The organism is Bombilactobacillus sp. ESL1092 (assembly GCF_058107465.1).
The window spans coordinates 1,264,545-1,281,084 of record NZ_CM176594.1; the positions used below are offsets into that span (position 1 = coordinate 1,264,545).

16 protein-coding genes are annotated in these 16,540 nt (G+C 39.4%); 10 read left to right on the plus strand and 6 right to left on the minus strand.

The genetic code is table 11. The annotated features are described in order from the left end of the window. Positions 1–298: 298 nt before the first annotated feature. Entirely contained in the window at positions 299–1,231 is a 933-nt protein-coding gene (locus AC3B6Y_RS05800) for a DUF5067 domain-containing protein (protein ID WP_489757169.1), read from the minus strand. Positions 1,232–1,457: 226 nt separating this feature from the next. Here AC3B6Y_RS05800 and AC3B6Y_RS05805 point away from each other — a divergent pair, with 226 nt between their 5' ends. Both AC3B6Y_RS05805 and AC3B6Y_RS05810 read left to right on the plus strand, forming a co-directional pair. Continuing rightward, positions 1,458–1,667, plus strand: a complete 210-nt coding sequence (locus tag AC3B6Y_RS05805; RefSeq protein ID WP_489757170.1) for a hypothetical protein — start codon at positions 1,458–1,460, stop codon at positions 1,665–1,667. A gap of 252 nt (positions 1,668–1,919) precedes the next feature. Next, complete coding sequence (locus AC3B6Y_RS05810) at positions 1,920–2,816, plus strand: cation diffusion facilitator family transporter (protein ID WP_489769197.1); 897 nt, start codon at positions 1,920–1,922, stop codon at positions 2,814–2,816. On the opposite strand, the gene lepB is transcribed toward AC3B6Y_RS05810, so the two are convergent. After that, the gene (lepB, locus tag AC3B6Y_RS05815) at positions 2,813–3,397 is read right to left on the minus strand and encodes a signal peptidase I (protein ID WP_489757172.1); all 585 of its coding nucleotides are present in this window, start codon (positions 3,395–3,397) and stop codon (positions 2,813–2,815) included. The two genes, AC3B6Y_RS05810 and lepB, sit on opposite strands and share 4 nt — an antisense overlap. A gap of 111 nt (positions 3,398–3,508) precedes the next feature. Between lepB and AC3B6Y_RS05820 the strand changes: the two genes are divergently transcribed. After that, positions 3,509–4,450 carry an AEC family transporter gene (locus AC3B6Y_RS05820; RefSeq protein ID WP_489757173.1) on the plus strand — a complete coding sequence of 314 codons (942 nt, stop codon included), beginning with the start codon at positions 3,509–3,511 and terminating at the stop codon, positions 4,448–4,450. Positions 4,451–4,463: 13 nt separating this feature from the next. Further along, positions 4,464–5,144 carry a 2,3-bisphosphoglycerate-dependent phosphoglycerate mutase gene (locus tag AC3B6Y_RS05825; RefSeq protein WP_489769195.1) on the plus strand — a complete coding sequence of 227 codons (681 nt, stop codon included), beginning with the start codon at positions 4,464–4,466 and terminating at the stop codon, positions 5,142–5,144. Positions 5,145–5,254: 110 nt separating this feature from the next. Here the strand turns inward: AC3B6Y_RS05825 and AC3B6Y_RS05830 are convergent, their stop codons facing one another. Continuing rightward, a complete protein-coding gene (locus AC3B6Y_RS05830; RefSeq protein ID WP_489769194.1) occupies positions 5,255–7,342 on the minus strand; it encodes a KUP/HAK/KT family potassium transporter in 2,088 nt (695 codons plus the stop codon). 358 nt (positions 7,343–7,700) lie between these two features. Between AC3B6Y_RS05830 and AC3B6Y_RS05835 the strand changes: the two genes are divergently transcribed. From AC3B6Y_RS05835 to AC3B6Y_RS05850, 4 genes are all read left to right on the plus strand, one after another. Continuing rightward, positions 7,701–8,765: a serine hydrolase domain-containing protein gene (locus AC3B6Y_RS05835; RefSeq protein WP_489790659.1), complete on the plus strand. Its 1,065-nt coding sequence runs from the start codon at positions 7,701–7,703 to the stop codon at positions 8,763–8,765. A 3-nt stretch (positions 8,766–8,768) separates the two neighbouring features. Further along, positions 8,769–9,935 (plus strand): chorismate synthase, encoded by a 1,167-nt coding sequence (gene aroC / locus AC3B6Y_RS05840; protein ID WP_489790661.1) that lies wholly within the window; start codon positions 8,769–8,771, stop codon positions 9,933–9,935. Between the two features lie 97 nt (positions 9,936–10,032). Continuing rightward, positions 10,033–11,322, plus strand: a complete 1,290-nt coding sequence (gene aroA / locus AC3B6Y_RS05845) for a 3-phosphoshikimate 1-carboxyvinyltransferase (protein ID WP_489790662.1) — start codon at positions 10,033–10,035, stop codon at positions 11,320–11,322. 3 nt (positions 11,323–11,325) lie between these two features. Continuing rightward, positions 11,326–11,823 carry a shikimate kinase gene (locus AC3B6Y_RS05850; RefSeq protein ID WP_489790664.1) on the plus strand — a complete coding sequence of 166 codons (498 nt, stop codon included), beginning with the start codon at positions 11,326–11,328 and terminating at the stop codon, positions 11,821–11,823. A 238-nt stretch (positions 11,824–12,061) separates the two neighbouring features. Here AC3B6Y_RS05850 and AC3B6Y_RS05855 read toward each other — a convergent pair whose 3' ends face one another. The 3 genes from AC3B6Y_RS05855 to AC3B6Y_RS05865 all read right to left on the minus strand — a co-directional run bounded on the left by AC3B6Y_RS05855 (position 12,062) and on the right by AC3B6Y_RS05865 (position 14,463). Beyond that, positions 12,062–13,405, minus strand: coding sequence for a C1 family peptidase (locus AC3B6Y_RS05855; protein ID WP_489790665.1), 1,344 nt, complete (start codon positions 13,403–13,405; stop codon positions 12,062–12,064). Positions 13,406–13,475: 70 nt separating this feature from the next. Then, the gene (gene rpiA, locus AC3B6Y_RS05860) at positions 13,476–14,162 is read right to left on the minus strand and encodes a ribose-5-phosphate isomerase RpiA (RefSeq protein WP_489790667.1); all 687 of its coding nucleotides are present in this window, start codon (positions 14,160–14,162) and stop codon (positions 13,476–13,478) included. Further along, positions 14,149–14,463, minus strand: coding sequence for a GNAT family N-acetyltransferase (locus tag AC3B6Y_RS05865; protein WP_489790669.1), 315 nt, complete (start codon positions 14,461–14,463; stop codon positions 14,149–14,151). The genes rpiA and AC3B6Y_RS05865 overlap by 14 nt, the downstream gene beginning before the upstream one ends. A gap of 93 nt (positions 14,464–14,556) precedes the next feature. On the opposite strand from AC3B6Y_RS05865, the gene AC3B6Y_RS05870 reads away from it, so the two are divergent. Next, complete coding sequence (locus AC3B6Y_RS05870) at positions 14,557–15,093, plus strand: dCTP deaminase/dUTPase family protein (RefSeq protein WP_489757183.1); 537 nt, start codon at positions 14,557–14,559, stop codon at positions 15,091–15,093. 26 nt (positions 15,094–15,119) lie between these two features. Next, a complete protein-coding gene (radA, locus tag AC3B6Y_RS05875) occupies positions 15,120–16,487 on the plus strand; it encodes a DNA repair protein RadA (RefSeq protein WP_489790671.1) in 1,368 nt (455 codons plus the stop codon). Positions 16,488–16,540: the final 53 nt, after the last annotated feature.

Genomic DNA, 16,540 nt, shown 5'->3' on the forward strand with positions numbered 1-16,540 from the left:
ACTAACACTTTCGATTACGAAAGTGTTTTTTATTTGTTCAATTAAATATTAGGTAGCTAGTTGCTAGTTTTAATAGCTATTGATTAGTTGAGTTTCAGTGAGCATTAAAAGAACACCTAAAGTAGAATTATGCCAATAAAAAAGAAGTATATTATCATCTTTCCATAAAGACAAAAGATCAATCTTATTTTACTTAGATAATTAGACACAAAAAGGCCCCCGAAGTTGTGCTAACTTCGGGAGCCACATTATAAATTCAACCATTTATCAGTATGATCAATTTGAAATTGCTGTTGTGTTATAACTTAAACGGTTGCGTTGTAGCAATAGGCTGTTTAGTTTTTAAGTTCATAAAGAACATGGAAATTTGGTCCTTGGTGTTATTCACGGAATAAAGCATTGCTGCTTGGGCTTTTTGACCGGCAGCCACTGCTTGTTGAGCGGTATTCAAACGATCTTTCATATCTTGGTTATCACCAATATCGTTATTAGCATTTAAAATTTGATTATCCTGTTTTAATTGCAAATCTTGACTAACAATATCTGCTGGTTTCAAATCTTGTTTAGAATTATTAGTAATTGTGTATTCAATATATAAAGCTGGTTTATTATTAGCGTCAGAAATCAATTTAACGCCGTCAGCCGAATTATTCAGCTCTAATGTAAAATCATCAGTCTCATATTTCATATTGTCATAGGAACCCGGATTTTTCCATTGGCGTTCATTAGCTTCACTATGTTGAACGTCTTTGGCTGCAGTATCTTTCTTTAAAGCGGGCGTGACTTTCGTAGTCTTCGGGTGCTTCTTTAACGGTAGTTGCTTAGAAGTTGTCTGTTCACTTTTAGGATGATCAGTGGTTTTCGGTGCTTGTTTAGTCGGATGTAAAAGTAAGAAAACTAGTAAGATTGCAGCTACTACAATAATGAGCACTGCAATAATCCAAAAAATTGGTTGTTTATACCAAGCTTTATTATGTTTGCCATGATTGTTGCTATCATTACTTGGTTGGGGATTAGTCGGCGGCATTTGATAATTTGGTGTTTGATTACGCGGATAATCCGGTTTGGGGGGGAGATTAGTGTTTAAAGGAGCTTTTGGTTGTTCAGAAAAATTAGGCGCCACAGGCTCAGGTGCTCTGGGAGCGCTGGGGTGTTGTGGCACGGGATTGTTATTAGTTAAATTGTTGTTTTGATTGGTTTTAAATTGATGTTTCGATCTTTGTTTCGGCATATACATCAGCCTCCTCTACAACATCTTATACAATCTGGCCCTCAAATTAAACTATTCTGATGAAAACTCAACTAAATCTTAAAAAATAAACGTTTGGTAAGGAAAAATTTTTTTCAATTAGGCGCCAATAATCAGAAAAATACAGCAAGCCCCTTGAATTTTTGAACCAAAAATGATATAACATTCTGGTTGCTAAAAGAGTGAGGGTTCTGATGGAGGAATGATTATGTTTGTTTTCAATCGTCAGGTATGTGATTACGAAGTAGTTTGTGTGTTTAATACAGTTAATGGTGAGCGCGTGGTTGCTAAAAGAGTTTGTCATAATGTATCACGGCGGGAAGCTATTCAACGAATGAAAAATTGGGTACAAACGAATTATTCTGACAATCTGGACGTCCACCAACCCATTAAGGTTAATGTGAAAGTTAATCATTAATTACAGTTTTGACAACTGAATTTAGTCATTGGGTACCAACTAGTCTAACTTCTTCAGACCAAATTTCTGATTTTTGAAGTAAAAAGTTTAAAGCAATTTACCGAGAGCGGTATTGAGCAATTAAAATTATGTAGTCAAGATTGAAGCAATAGTTAGCGTCAATCTTTTTTTGTACATTGGAATAAGTTATAGAATTCGGATTGAACATTTTGGTCATTTAACTTAAAATAAAGTTCAAAGGAGTAATATTAAATGACTGAAAAGCATAAAGAAATGTCGACTGTGAAATTTTCGCTAGTAACGCTTTTAAATGCCACAATTACAGGAGCTGAGCTGGTTGGCGGTTTGGTTGCGGGCAGTTTAGGGTTGGTATCTGATGGTTTTCATAATATGGAAGATACTTTGTCAGTCGTTTTGTCATTTATTGCTCATTTAATTGGTAAAAAGGCCAATGATGAACGGCAGACTTTTGGTTATCAGCGCGCTGAAATCTTAGCCGCTTTTGTCAATTCAGCTATTTTAATTGCAATTACAATTTTTTTAGCAGTGGAAGGTCTAAAGCGGCTCTTTCATCCACAAAAAGTTAATGGTCATCTGATGTTAATTGTAGCGGTGATTGGTTTTGTAGCTAATCTGATTTCCGCTCTGATCATGATGCAGGGTTCACAACATAATTTAAATATTAAAGCAACTTTTTTACATATGGCGGCGGATGCCTTGTCATCTTTTGGCGTCATCTTAGCCGCAATCCTGGTGCAACTGTTTAATTGGTACTGGGCGGATCCCGTGATTACGTTAATCACTGCCGTTTGGATTTTAAAAGAATCACTGGAAGTGGTTAAACAAACGGTCGCAATTTTGATGGAAGCTAGTCCGCAAATCGATTTACAAGCAGTTTGTCAACAGATTCAAGCCTTGCCTGAGGTGGTGCGGGTACATCATGTGCATGTTTGGCGCATTGATGAACAATTGATTGCTTTTGATGCACATATTAATGTTCAGGAGGATGAACCGACTTCCCAGTTAGAACAACTCTACCAAAAAATTGCTCAAATTCTCAAAGAGTACGGCATAGAACACGTCACACTACAACCAGAATTTAAGCATGGTTTACAGGAGCAAATAGTCCATCAAAAACAGCATGATTAATAGAATTTGATGCGATTTAAGGGCCAATAACGAACTTTGACAACCCCTAAAATTTGGTCTTTTTTGACGGGGCCAAAACTACGACTATCAGCCGACTTGCGGCGGTTATCGCCCATTACAAAATAATTATCTGCGGGAACATGAGAAATACCAAACAGATTTTTTAATTTAAAATTCTTGGTGAGTAACTTTCCCGGAGCTAATTTGGCTTTGTAAGGATCGAGGTAAGGTTCGTTAATAGCTTGGTGATTGATGTAAGTGGTATCGTTTTTAGAAGTGATTTGATCATGCGGAATGCCAATCACCCGCTTGACAAAAAGTTTGTTCTCAGTGGATCCGGGGGGATCTAATAAGACGATATCACCGCGGTGAATCTGAGCATTGGGTTTAACTAAAACGCGGTCGTTAGCGTAAAAGTTGGGCTGCATGGATTGACCATGTACGGTGCCATTAATCCAAACAACATTAAATAAAAGATAAGAAAATAAAGCGACAGTAATGATAAAGCCGCCTAAAATGATGATAAATAAGTGATTTTTGTGCCAAAATTGTTTCCAATCCCAGTGAAGCTGTATCTTCATACGGAAGCCGCCTTTATTTTTTAATTCCCACCGTGTCAATCTCTTCTGAAAATCTGAAGGGATCATGCTAACATAGAATAGATAGGCTAAGTAAGATAGTGAGATGAAGTTATGTTATTGCATAGTATTAGTGGTGTGTTAATCATTTTAGGAATGATTGTAGTTGGCTATTGGTTGACAGTCAGACAATGGTTTGATGAAAATTTTAGTCAGATTGTTTCTAAATTAGTAACGCAGATAGCCTTACCGTGTTACATGATTAATACTATCACGTCTAAGTTTTCTAGAGGAGAACTTTTTCGGATTTTTCCTGATTTAAAATTTCCAATTTTATCAATGATGTTATTATTCATAATTTCCTGGGTGATGCAGTCTGTTTTACGGATTGATTCTAAACATCGAGGCTTGTTTAAATCTATGTTTTCCAATTCGAATACGGTCTTTGTGGGTTTACCAGTGAACATGGCGCTGTTTGGTAAAGCCAGTCTGCCATATGTTTTAATTTATTACATGGCTAATACGACGTTTTTTTGGACGTTAGGCGTGTATCTGATTCGCTTGGATGGTTCGAATAATGAAAAACTAAAATGGTCAGAGATGCTCAAAAAGATTTTTTCGCCACCATTACTCGGTTTTTTAATTGGCGTGATTTTGGTTTTATGTCATATTTCAGTGCCCACTTTTTTGAATTCAGATTTTAAATATATTGGTAATTTAACTATTCCGCTCTCTATGTTTTTTATTGGGATGAAATTAGCCCAAGTGGGCTTAAAGAATATTCGTTTAAGTAAAGATATGTTGGGCATTTTTTTAGGACGGTTTATCTTAGCACCAGCCTTAATGTTTATCTTAGTTAAGTCGGCAGCCGTCCCAGTTTTAATGAAACAAGTTTTTGTTTTACAAGCAGCGATGCCAGTGATGACGAATGCCCCGGTAGTAGCGAAGTTGTACGGTGCGGATTCCGATTATGCAGCTGTGATGGTTACTGCGACTACGATTTTTAGTTTGGTGATGGTGCCCATTTTAATGAATGTAGTGACAATTAGTTTTTGATAGAGGAAGATTAATGGTTAAGTTGATTTTAGTGCGGCACGGACAAAGCGTGGCTAATGAACATAATGAGTATACAGGTTGGTCAGATGTGAATTTGACCGCAAAGGGAAGGCAGCAAGCACAACATGCTGGTCAATTATTAAAGCAACATCAATTGACTTTTGCCCAAGTACACACTTCAGTCTTAAAACGAGCGATTTTGACAGCTTATCTAATTCAGGAGCAGTGTGCAGCATTAGCGACCCCGATTAATAAATCTTGGCGCTTAAATGAACGTCATTATGGCGCGCTACGCGGGTTGAATAAAGATTTTACCCGGCAAAAGTTTGGTGCGCAACAGGTAGCCTTATGGCGGCGGAGCTTTGATAGTGTGCCGCCGTTGTTACCAGCGGTAGATACTAGTCAGCGTGTGTATCAAGGGTGGCCGCAAGACATTTTGCCGCGCGCGGAAAGCTTAAAAATGGCCCTAGAACGGACGGTACCATATTTTCAAGAGGTGATTGGTCCTAAATTAAAAGCGGGGCATAATCAATTGATTGTTGCGCATGGCAGTACATTACGAGCATTAATCAAATATTTGGAACAGATTTCTGACCAGGCAATTGATGGCGTCGAAGTGGGAAATTGTGAACCTATTGTTTACCAATTAGATGCCCAATTGCAGATTATAAGTAAAGTAGTTTTAACAAAGTAACACTCTTAATTAGGTTATTGCATAAAAAATAGAGGTTAATGATCATTCACCCCACCCAGCAGGTTCGTTGTGTTAATGATCTTAACCTCTATTTTTATTATTCCAATTAATTAGTATTCATCTTCATCGTCGTCTTCATCATCCAGCTCTTCCGAATTGTATTTAATCTTGGGATCACGTTGAATGAGTTGTAACCGGTCAGATCGCACCTGACCCAAGGTTAAAGGAACGTATTCTGTGACCACATCGGAGTAGGATAAACCGTACCAAATTGCCGGTGTCACGGTATATTTTTGAAGCCAGAGACGACTTTGGATTAAGTTCTTTTTCCAATTGTTTAGTTGTGTATCTGGTGATAAAACCTCGCGAATCAAAACGAAGGAGAAATCCCCCACACTACGATCCGGAATCGTAGTATAACGTTGTGGTTGACGCGGAAGTTCTTTTTTAATCATCATTTCGTTCACGATTTGGCGCAAGAAGAAATTAACTTTTTGTTCCATGCGAAAACCTAAATATAACTGTACATTGACCATATAATCAGTGCCGTAAGTGTCCACACTATAAGCAGTCGTGTACGGTTTATCAGTAACATTCACGGTCACAAACCAATAAACTTGAGCCCGTTTAGGCCGTTTATCTAAAATAGAATACAGAATGTCTTTTTTGATTTTATAACCATCTTTAACTTTGGCTAAATAAACCAAATTAGTGGTATACATGGGTAAGCTTTGGTCCTGACTTAATTCGCGTAATTGATTTTTATAAGCTAGTAAAGACACATATTCACGGTGGAAGGTATTATCATTTTTCAATAATTCACCATAACGCCAGATCACCATGATGATGATTAATAAAAGCGCAATTCCTAAAGTAATATAGCCACCATGTAAGAACTTGACGCTATTGGTAATTAAAAAGACCGTTTCAATCATTAAGAAAAAGGCAATGACAAGACGCGTTAACCAGCGATTAACTTTGGTAGTTGATAACCAGGCGTTTAATAATAAAGTAGTCATCAACATAGTAATGGTAATTTCTAAGCCGTAAGCGGCGGACATTTTAGCTGAAGTTTGGAAGAAAATAACAATAAAAGAACAAATAACCCAGATAATGTTATTCACAGCCGGAATATACAATTGACCTTTGAAATTGGTCGGATAATTCATGCGTAAACGCGGTAAAATTTTTAACTTCGTGGCTTCCGAAACCAGCGTAAAGGAACCCGAAATTAACGCTTGCGAAGCGATAATCGCTGCTAAAGTAGCTAACAAAGTCATCGCTAAGCGGTAGCGTTGCGGAACCATTAAGAAAAAGGGATTAAGATCGGTCAGTTTTTGATAAGCTGCTTGGCCCTTAACTTGGTTAATCCAAACCGCTTGACCCAAGTAATTAATTAAGAGGCACAATTTAACGTAAGGCCAGCTACCATAAATGTTATTGCGGCCGACGTGCCCCATATCCGAATACAAAGCTTCAGCACCAGTAGTTGCCAGAAAAATACTCCCAAGAATAAAGAGCCCGTTTTTATTTTGTGGACTCACGAGCACTTTAAAAGCGTAATAGGGATTTAAAGCGCGCAGAAAACTCCAATCACCGGCTAAGCGATACAGGCCGATTACTCCTAAACACGTAAACCAAAGCATCATAATCGGACCAAAAGCTTTACCAATGGCTTCCGTACCGAAGCGCTGAATAAAAAATAAGCACGATAAGATAATGATTGTGGTTAAAATGACTGTTCCTTGCGTTGTAATGGGAATATGATGCAAAATTTGGACACCTTTTAAGCCTTCAATGGCCGTTGTGACCGTAACTGCGGGCGTCATCATGCCATCAGCTAGAAAAGTGGCGCCACCAATCATCGCTGGAATAATCAACCACTTAGCTTTTTTGCGAACCAAAGTGTATAAAGCAAAGATACCACCTTCGCCATTATTGTCAGCTCGTAAAGCAATTAAAACATATTTAGTGGTCGTGATAATAGTTAAAGTCCAAAAAATTAACGAAACGGTTCCCAAAATAAAATCTGTTGAAATATGACTCAAACCACCATTGCCATGAATTAAAGACGACATGGTATACATTGGTGAAGTACCAATATCACCATAAACCACACCTAAAGCAACTAAAATACCACCCATGGATAGTTTATTTTGCAAATTTTTCTTTTGCTGAATTGTATTCTGAAATTTCATAGTTAATCGCTTGTCCTTATTTAATCTAAAGATAATCAAGGAAAACTCAAAAAAAGCTAGAGTATTAACACAAAACAGATTCAGCCAAAAGCATTTTTAATGCCGCTTGTTAGCAGCACTGTTTAGTTTTTGGTAAGGTGTCAATATTACATTATTGTGCTCTTTCTGGTTACCTCGTAAAACTTAGATTTAATTTTTCATGTAACTTTTAAGCTGACTGCTAAATTGCTGCTTTTAAAACTTGAAGTGCTCTTTAATCATAGTTGATTATAACAGAAAAAATTGCGAACAACTGAAGAGCTTTTCTAACAGAAAGGTAAATGATATGATTAGACAGATTAAATTTTGAAGGTGTCTTATGAAAAAGTTCGTTGTTTTCCCAGTGTTACTGAGTTGGTTATTTATTTTTAGTTTGGTATTTGCTGTGCAACCAATTCAAGCGCAGGCTACTAAAGCGCGGTACCAAGCTTATCAACAATTACTGCAACAAAATGAATTTAGCGGCAGTGTCTTGTTAATTAAGCATGGTAAAACTTATTACCGCACAACACAAGGATATAGTAATTATCAACAAAAACAGCCGTTGACACAGCACTCAACGTATCAATTAGCTTCATTGGAAAAGGCGATTACAGCAACACTATTAATGAAGGCCCAAGAGCAGGGCAAATTGCATTTATCAGATCCGTTAAGTAAATATTTTCCCCAAATTCCGTATAGTGCCAACTTGACTTTGTGGCATTTATTAACAATGCAGTCGGGATTAGTGATGGATCCAGAAAATCCTAATGTCACAACGCAACACCTGCAGCATTATTTAAAGATGCATGTCAAAGTGGATAAAAAATATATTAATCGGTGGCATTACAGTGATGTTAATTATATTTTGTTGGCACAAATTTTACAGCGAGTTTACCATCAATCTTTTAGCCATTTATTTAATCGTTTTTTTAAAAAACCATTGCGGCTGCACAATACTAATGTGACAGCGGATTATTTAGCTAACCCGTACCATGTAACTGCCTATGCAGTTAAGGATCAAACGGTGAATTATCAAATACCGTTAACTTGGCAATGGTCACAAATTCACTTTGAACGAGGTGCCGGCCAACTATACTCGAATCCCGCTGAGTTTTATCGGCTGCAAAAAGCGATTATTCAAGGTAAAATTATTACGAAAAGCGATTTACGTAAATTACGAACGCCAACAGCTAATGGTCTATATAATGGCGGTGTTTATCATGATATGCGGCAACATTATTTTTATGCGCACGGGGTGCAACAAGGCTTTGATAGTGTGGTTTTGATGAGTGATGATGCAAAAACTGCCGTAATTTTATTTAGTAATCGGCATAACGCGAACGCTACTAATTTTATTTTATTGGCTAAGCAATTTTATGAATTAATGAACAAACGAGGTTAAAATATGTTTACTTATTTAACAGCTGGCGAATCACATGGCCCGCAATTAACTGGTATTGTTGAAGGTTTTCCCGCCGGAATGGCAGTAGATTTGGAGCAAATTAATAATGCCTTAGCAAAACGACAAGGTGGTTATGGTCGTGGCAATCGGCAAAAAATTGAGCATGATCAAGTGCAAGTTACTGGTGGTCTCCGCCAACAAGTCACTTTAGGTTCTCCCATTGCCCTCACAATTACCAATCGTGATTTTAGTCATTGGCAAGATGTTATGAATCCGTTAGCCACCACGTCCGAGCGGGCTAACTTGCGGCAAGTTAAACGACCGCGTCCGGGACATGCGGATTTAGTTGGAGGAATGAAGTATCGTCATCGAGATTTACGGAATGTGTTGGAACGCTCGTCAGCGCGCGAAACCGCAATGCGGGTGGCCATTGGCAATTTATGTGAACAATTATTGAACCAGTTGGATATTCAATTAGTCGGTTATGTTTATCAAGTTGGACCGCAGGTCGTTGGCAATCCTCAGAATTTGGGGGTGAAGGCCATTCAACAGCAAATTCAAACTAATGATTTACGAATTTTGAATAATCAACAAGAACCGATCATTAAGGAACTCATTGATCAAACTAAACGGGCAGGTGATACTTTAGGCGGCGTTGTGCAAGTTATTGTGGAAAACGTGCCTGCTGGTTTAGGCAGCTATACTAGTTGGGATAGCAAATTTGATGCCCAAATTGCTGCTAGCGTAATGGGCGTCAACGCAATTAAAGGAGTTAGTTTTGGCGCTGGCTTTTTGAATAGTGAGCATTTGGGCAGTCAAGCAATGGATGCCATCACTTATCAAGATCAGCACTGGCAGCGTTCTAGTAATCATTTAGGTGGATTTGAAGGTGGTATGACTAATGGCATGCCTTTGATTATTAATGCAGCGATGAAGCCATTACCGACGTTGTATCATGCCTTGCCGTCAGTGAATATTGATACGAAAGTTGAGCAAAAGGCCAATGTTGAGCGCTCAGATACTACGGCCATTGTCCCCGCCTCGTTAGTGATTCAAAGTGTTGTGGCCATTGAATTAGTCAAACAAATTACTACGACTTTTGATGGTTCAAATTTGGGGCGTTTACAAGAGCAAGTTTCGGCTTACCGTCAAGAACTGGATGAATATTAACCAGCTGAGCTTGAAACTAAAGAGACTGCACAGTTGTAGAAGTTTCCAGTGCGAACTTGACTGTGGAATTAATTTTTAAGAATTAAGGATCAAAAGAATGAAAGATTTACGATATGCACCGCAAGGTTTACACGGAACATTAACCTTACCGGGCGATAAGAGTATTACGCATCGGGGGTTAATTTTGGGAGCGTTAGCTTCGACCCCGACGCTTTTACACCAAGCAAGTTTGGGACAAGATTGTTTGACGACATTAGCAGTGTTACAAAGCTTTCAAATTCCGATCCAACGCTGGCACACGACAATTAAAATTAGTGGTCGGCCCTTGAAATTTTGGCGTCCCACTCAAACAACGCTTAATTTTAATAATTCGGGAACGTCCGCGCGCTTATTAATGGGACTGTTAGCAGGGGGCTGGTGGCGCTTAACCTTAGTGGGAGATGCTTCGTTAACTAAACGGCCGATGGCTCGGGTAAGTGTTCCCTTGCAACAGTTAGGAGCCAATATTAGGACCACTAACGAACATTTGCCGGTTATCGTCACGGGACAAAAGTTAGGCGGTACGCAAATTAAATTAGCCGTGGCGAGTGCACAAGTTAAAAGTGCGGTTATTTTGGCTGCCTTACAAGCCACGCAACCCACAACGATTGTGGAAAAATTGCCAACACGCAATCATACAGAAGTAATGTTACGCCAGTTTGGGGTACCAGTTGTCACGGCAACGGATCAAAGGACGATTACAGTTTTACCAACTACCCAATTCAATGGTCAGGAATTAACCATTCCCGGGGACCTGTCGGCGGCAGCCTTTTGGTTAACGGCGGCGACCTTAGTCCCTAATTCCCATTTAAAAATTAAGCATGTGGGGTTAAATCCTACGCGGAGTGGCTTTTTGCAAGTCCTACAGCAAATGGGTGCCCAAATCCAAATTAGTCCCCAAACGACGACCGGGGAATTATGGGGTGATTTAGAAATCAGGACCAGTCGTTTAAGAGCGATTCACTTAACTGCTCCACAAATTCCTAGCATCATTGATGAGTTGCCGTTGGTAGCTTTACTAGCGGCCAATGCACATGGAACTAGCGTGATTGAAGGCGCGCAAGAATTGCATTATAAAGAAACTGATCGCGTTCAAACAGTGGCCCAAGAATTACAAAAATTAGGTGTGAAGATTCAAGCGCGAACTGATGGTTGGCAGATTGAAGGTCCAACGCAGTGGCAGCAGCACAACGTTAAATTGGATAGTCACGGTGATCACCGTTTGGCTATGATGTTAGCGATTGCGGCATTAACTGTTCCGGCGGCACTCACATTAAATAACGAACAATGTGTGGCAATTTCTTATCCTGAGTTTTGGCGGGATTTAGATAAAGTCATTGGAGTTTAAGTCATGGATATTATTTTGACGGGATTTATGGGAACAGGTAAAACCACAGTGGGGCAACTGTTAGCACAGCAATTGGCATTACCGCTCTGGGATTTAGATCAGTGGATTGAACAAGCCAGTGGTCAAAGCGTGAACACGATTTTTGCTGTTGAGGGTGAAGCGTATTTTCGCAAATTGGAACAGCAGGCGTTAGCACAAGTATTAACGCAACCAGGAGTGTTAGCATTAGGTGGAGGTACGTTGGAAAATACTGACAATGTGCAAATTTTAAAACATTCCCCCGCACCGATCATCTGGTTAGATGCACACCTTCCTGTTATTTGGCACCGAATTAAAAATGATACTTCCAGGCCTCTAGCCCAAAATATGCAACAGCTACGGCAATTAAAGGCAAGACGACAAGCAAGTTATCAACAGCTAGCAGACATTGTTGTGCAAACGGACACATTGTTGCCAACACAAGTTATGGCTCAAATTTTAACGCAAGTTCAAAGTTTATAAAAAAGGTCAAATCACAATGTAAGCAACAGTAAGTAGTTGTGGATAACTTTTTGTGCCGGACTCAGTGGTTGGTAATTTCAAAGTTAGTGTCAATAAAATAAGGATAAAAAAAGAAAATGCTCGTCTTGAGGCGAACATTTTCTTTTTGGTTACTGCCAAGGCAGAAATTGGTGTTGAATGACATTCAATTTGAAAGTAAAGTTTGAACTTTGCTATGGAACACAGTTAGTACTTAACTTTAAGCTAAAGCCCCCATTGGATCCCAAGGTGCCAAAACTTTTGGATCGTCACATTCAGCATCATAAGCTGCTTGCGCTTTTTGTGGCAGGTATTTTTTGTTGATAACTAATTGGTAAACAAATTGATCGAACCAAGCATCACTCATCACAAAGTATCCTTTAGTTCCCACTTTTTCACCCCAAGAGTTTTCAACTTTCCACTTGGTTGGTTGGCCTTGATCGTCTAAGTCAACTCCAGTTAAGACCATGGCGTGGTTCATTAAGCTTTCGCCATAATCTAACCGTTGCGCTTTAGTCATCGAAAAATCGATATTAAATAAGTCAGCTAAGTTATAGATTTTAGTATCTAAAATTCCCTTTTTGCGGTCGGACATGGCGGAGACATCACTACCAAACCACACGGCTTCGCCGGCTTGAAGTTGTTTGACGGCACTGGCTTTAAAATCTGCTAATTCTAAGTTTAAATGCCGAACATTGCGGCCAGCGACGACATTTCCTAATAATTCGACAGTGTAAACATGATTATAAGGCTTGTCGTCAGTTGGAGCATTAATGGTGGAAATATAATCTGGTAAATCTAAATCAATATATTTTTTATAAAATTCTTGTGGCGTAATGGCTTTTTCACAATGAAATTGATTGTCATCATCGCGATAAGACCAATCAAATTGTACGGGTGGTTCACCTAGAGCATAAGCTAATAACCGGTAAACTTCGGATAACATCTTTTCTTTACGTTCTTCAACCGTGGCGTCGGGAACACCGTCTTTGAGCCATTGGCGTAAAGCAACAGCATCTTTGCGTAATTTAGTGTTTAAAACGCTGTTTAACTCTGAAGAATTAGTTCGACTAGCAGTATCGGGCATCACGCTTTTCGGCACAACACCATATTTTTCAAAGAGGGCACAAACCATGTCCCATTGTCCACCATCTTGTTGCGGAGTGGTCATTAAAAAGTCGACTTTGCGATCACCAATGGGCAAATCAGCAGTTTTAATGACATTTTCGTAGAAATAATTGGCTTTTTCGAGTTTGTCCCAGAAAAAGACATAGCCTTGAGATAACTCAAAGTCTTTAATTTTAAATTTGCTTTGCATGGGATGGCGCAAGGTATTTAACGCTGCAAAAACCCAGCAAAGACCGGATTGTTTTTGATCGGCAACTTTTCCAGTAGTTAAATCAATGGAAAAAGTCGGATCCATCGCGATTTGTGATTGTAAAGTTTTGCTAGATTGATAAATACCATTATTGGCAACACTGTTTTTGATGACTTGTGCCGCGGGCATTTGGTCAAAATCTGCTTGAAATTGTTGTAAATCAGCTTGACTGATTGCTTTTGTCATAAAAAATCCTCCATTAAATTAAAAAAGCTTAAGCTAAATATAGCGGAAAGTTGGACGTTTGACTAGTACTTTAACGAATATTGTCGATAACTTGGGGACCTTCAGGGCGACCGATGACCACGGTATTGACTAAGTCTAAGAAAAGACCATGCTCAATAATTCCGGTTTGGTGGTCTAACCAGTCAGCTAATAAGTGCGGATGTTCAATCTGGTTTAAATGTAAGTCCACAATATAGTTATTCATATCGGTTTTGACTAACTGTTGTGGTTTTTCATACCGTAATTGGGGGTGGAGTTGTTCCTGAGTTAAACGTGCAATTAATTGTTGGGAACCAAAGGGATTAACTTCTAAAGGCAGTGGAAATTGACCTAATTGTTGCACCATTTTAGATTGATCAACGATCCATAAATTGCGTTTGGAATTAATTGCTACGGTTTTTTCATAAGTTAAAGCGGCACCGCCACCTTTGATACCTTGAAATTGGGCATCGACTTCGTCGGCGCCATCAATAGTTAAATCGGCCTGCTCGATGTCTGCTAGTGGGTGCATCTTAATTCCCAGATTTTGGGCCTGTTGATAGGTCCTTTGAGAAGTGGAGACACAATCAACTTGTAAATGCTCTTCTTTGACGCGGCGAGCTAGTTCTTCAACCATATAAAAAGCAGTGGAGCCAGTACCTAAACCTAAAATCATATCTGATTGAACAAAATCTACGGCTTTAATAGCCGCCATCTTTTTTAATTCATCTTGATTCATCAGTATTATCTCCCTTGTCTGAATTGATTGCTAATAACGATTGAAACTTGGGTTCACGCTGAAAAAATTGGCGCGCAAATGGACAGACTGGTACAACTGTTAAGTTTTGTTGTTGTACCCAATCAAGCGTCGCTAATAAAATTTTTCCGGCTAAACCGTGGTTGCGATATTCTGGTTGGACAAAAATTTGATCAATGCTAATCGCCTGTTTGTGCGGTAATAACGTATAGTGTAATTGTACCATGGTCTCACCTTGGGGATTGGTTTGGAAAAATTCTTGGTCCTTGTGCTCAAAAGCCAAAGTTGTTCAACTCCTTAATGTATCGTCTGGTTAAATTAAGTATAATCTAAATTATTCATAATAAGAAAAAATTGAAAGAAGAAAATTAAAGTTATGGTAGAGCGTAAATTTGAATTTGTCACTCGGTACCAAAATCAAGGCTTGATTTTGCCCAAAAGACAAACGCCAGCCGCCGCGGGATATGACTTAGCGGCCGCCGAAGATTTTGTGGTACCGTCTATTTGGAAGCATCCCTTGGCTCAATTGATTTGGCGGCAAAGTCGCTATCAAGAAACTACTCGCTGGGCTCAGTGGGCCCAGAAAGTTTTACAACCAGTTTTAGTACCAACTGGTTTAAAAGTCAGTTTACCTGCAGATGAAGTGTTGTTGTTAGTTAATCGCTCTAGTGGTCCGTTGAAGCGGGGCTTGATGTTGCCTAATTCCATCGGGGTGATTGATGCAGATTACTATAATAATGCCAAAAATGAAGGCGAAATTTTTGTGCAAATGTTAAATTATTATCCAACTGATTATCTAATTAAAAAGGGTGAACGCATTTGCCAAGGCATTTTTATAAAGTATTTACGGACAGCTGATGACCAAATTAGTACAACACCGCGGCAAGGCGGCTTTGGTTCTTCAGGTAAGTAGAAATTAATAATAGGAGATGAAGTACATTGGCCAAAGCCAAAACGCGTTATGTATGTCAAAACTGTGGTTATATTGCGCCCCAAATGTTAGGAAGGTGTCCAAATTGTGGGGCCTGGAATCAATTAGTGGAAGAAGTTCAGCGGCCGGTTAATACAAAAGCTACTCCTAGTCGCGTTAGTTCGACAACGAGTCAACCAGTTAAATTAAATCAGGTCAGTTTTGATGAACAAAAACGGGTGCAAACAGGCTTGACGGAATTAGATCGAGTTTTAGGTGGCGGAGTAGTGCCGGGGTCATTGGTGTTAATTGGTGGTGATCCAGGAATTGGGAAATCGACCTTATTATTGCAGGTTTCCGGACAACTGGAGCAAACGGGGGGCCGAGTTTTATACGTTTCCGGCGAAGAAAGTGCAGCCCAAATTAAATTACGCGCTAATCGCTTGCAAATTCAAGGTGACAACTTATATCTCTATCCAGAAACGGACATGGGAGCTATTCGCAATGCAATTAATGAACAAAAGCCAGATTATTTAGTGATTGATTCCGTACAAACAATGAATGAACCCGAATTAGCTTCAGCTATTGGCAGTGTCGCCCAGATCAGAGAAGTAACAGCCGAATTAATGAATATTGCTAAACAACAAGGCGTTACTGTGTTTGTTGTCGGGCATGTGACTAAAGGCGGTGCCATTGCGGGACCCAAAATTTTAGAACATATGGTAGATACGGTCTTATACTTTGAAGGCGATTTACACCATAATTATCGGATTTTGCGTTCGGTCAAAAACCGCTTTGGCTCGACCAATGAAATTGGCATGTTTGAAATGGTCAATACGGGATTACGTGAAGTCCAAAATCCATCGGAAATTTTTTTGGCCGAACGCTTGAATAATGCAACGGGTTCTGCGGTGGTAGTTTCTATGGAAGGGACACGGCCTATTTTGGTAGAAATTCAGGCGTTAACATCGCCAACTTTGTATGGTAATGCCAAACGTACGACTACAGGCTTGGATCATAATCGCGTGGCGGTGATTTTGGCAGTTTTAGAAAAGCGAGCCAATATTTTGCTCCAAAATAAGGACGCCTATCTCAAAGCCACAGGGGGCGTGCGTTTAGATGAACCAGCCATTGATTTGGCGATGGCGATGGCGATTGTTTCTTGTTGCAAAAATCGGAGTTTAGCGAGTGACGTTTGTTTCGTCGGGGAAATTGGCCTCACGGGCGAAATCCGCCGTGTTAATCTGATTGACCAACGGGTCAAGGAAGCCGAAAAGTTAGGCTTTCAAACGATTTATGTCCCTGCTAACAATGAGTTAGTACGAGGGGATTATCCAGACATTCAAATTGTTGCGGTGCACACCTTAAATGAGACTATCAAAAAAGTATTTTTATAATTGTATAATTTTTCACTAAAAAGTGATTGCTATCAGAAAATCGGTGTGTTACG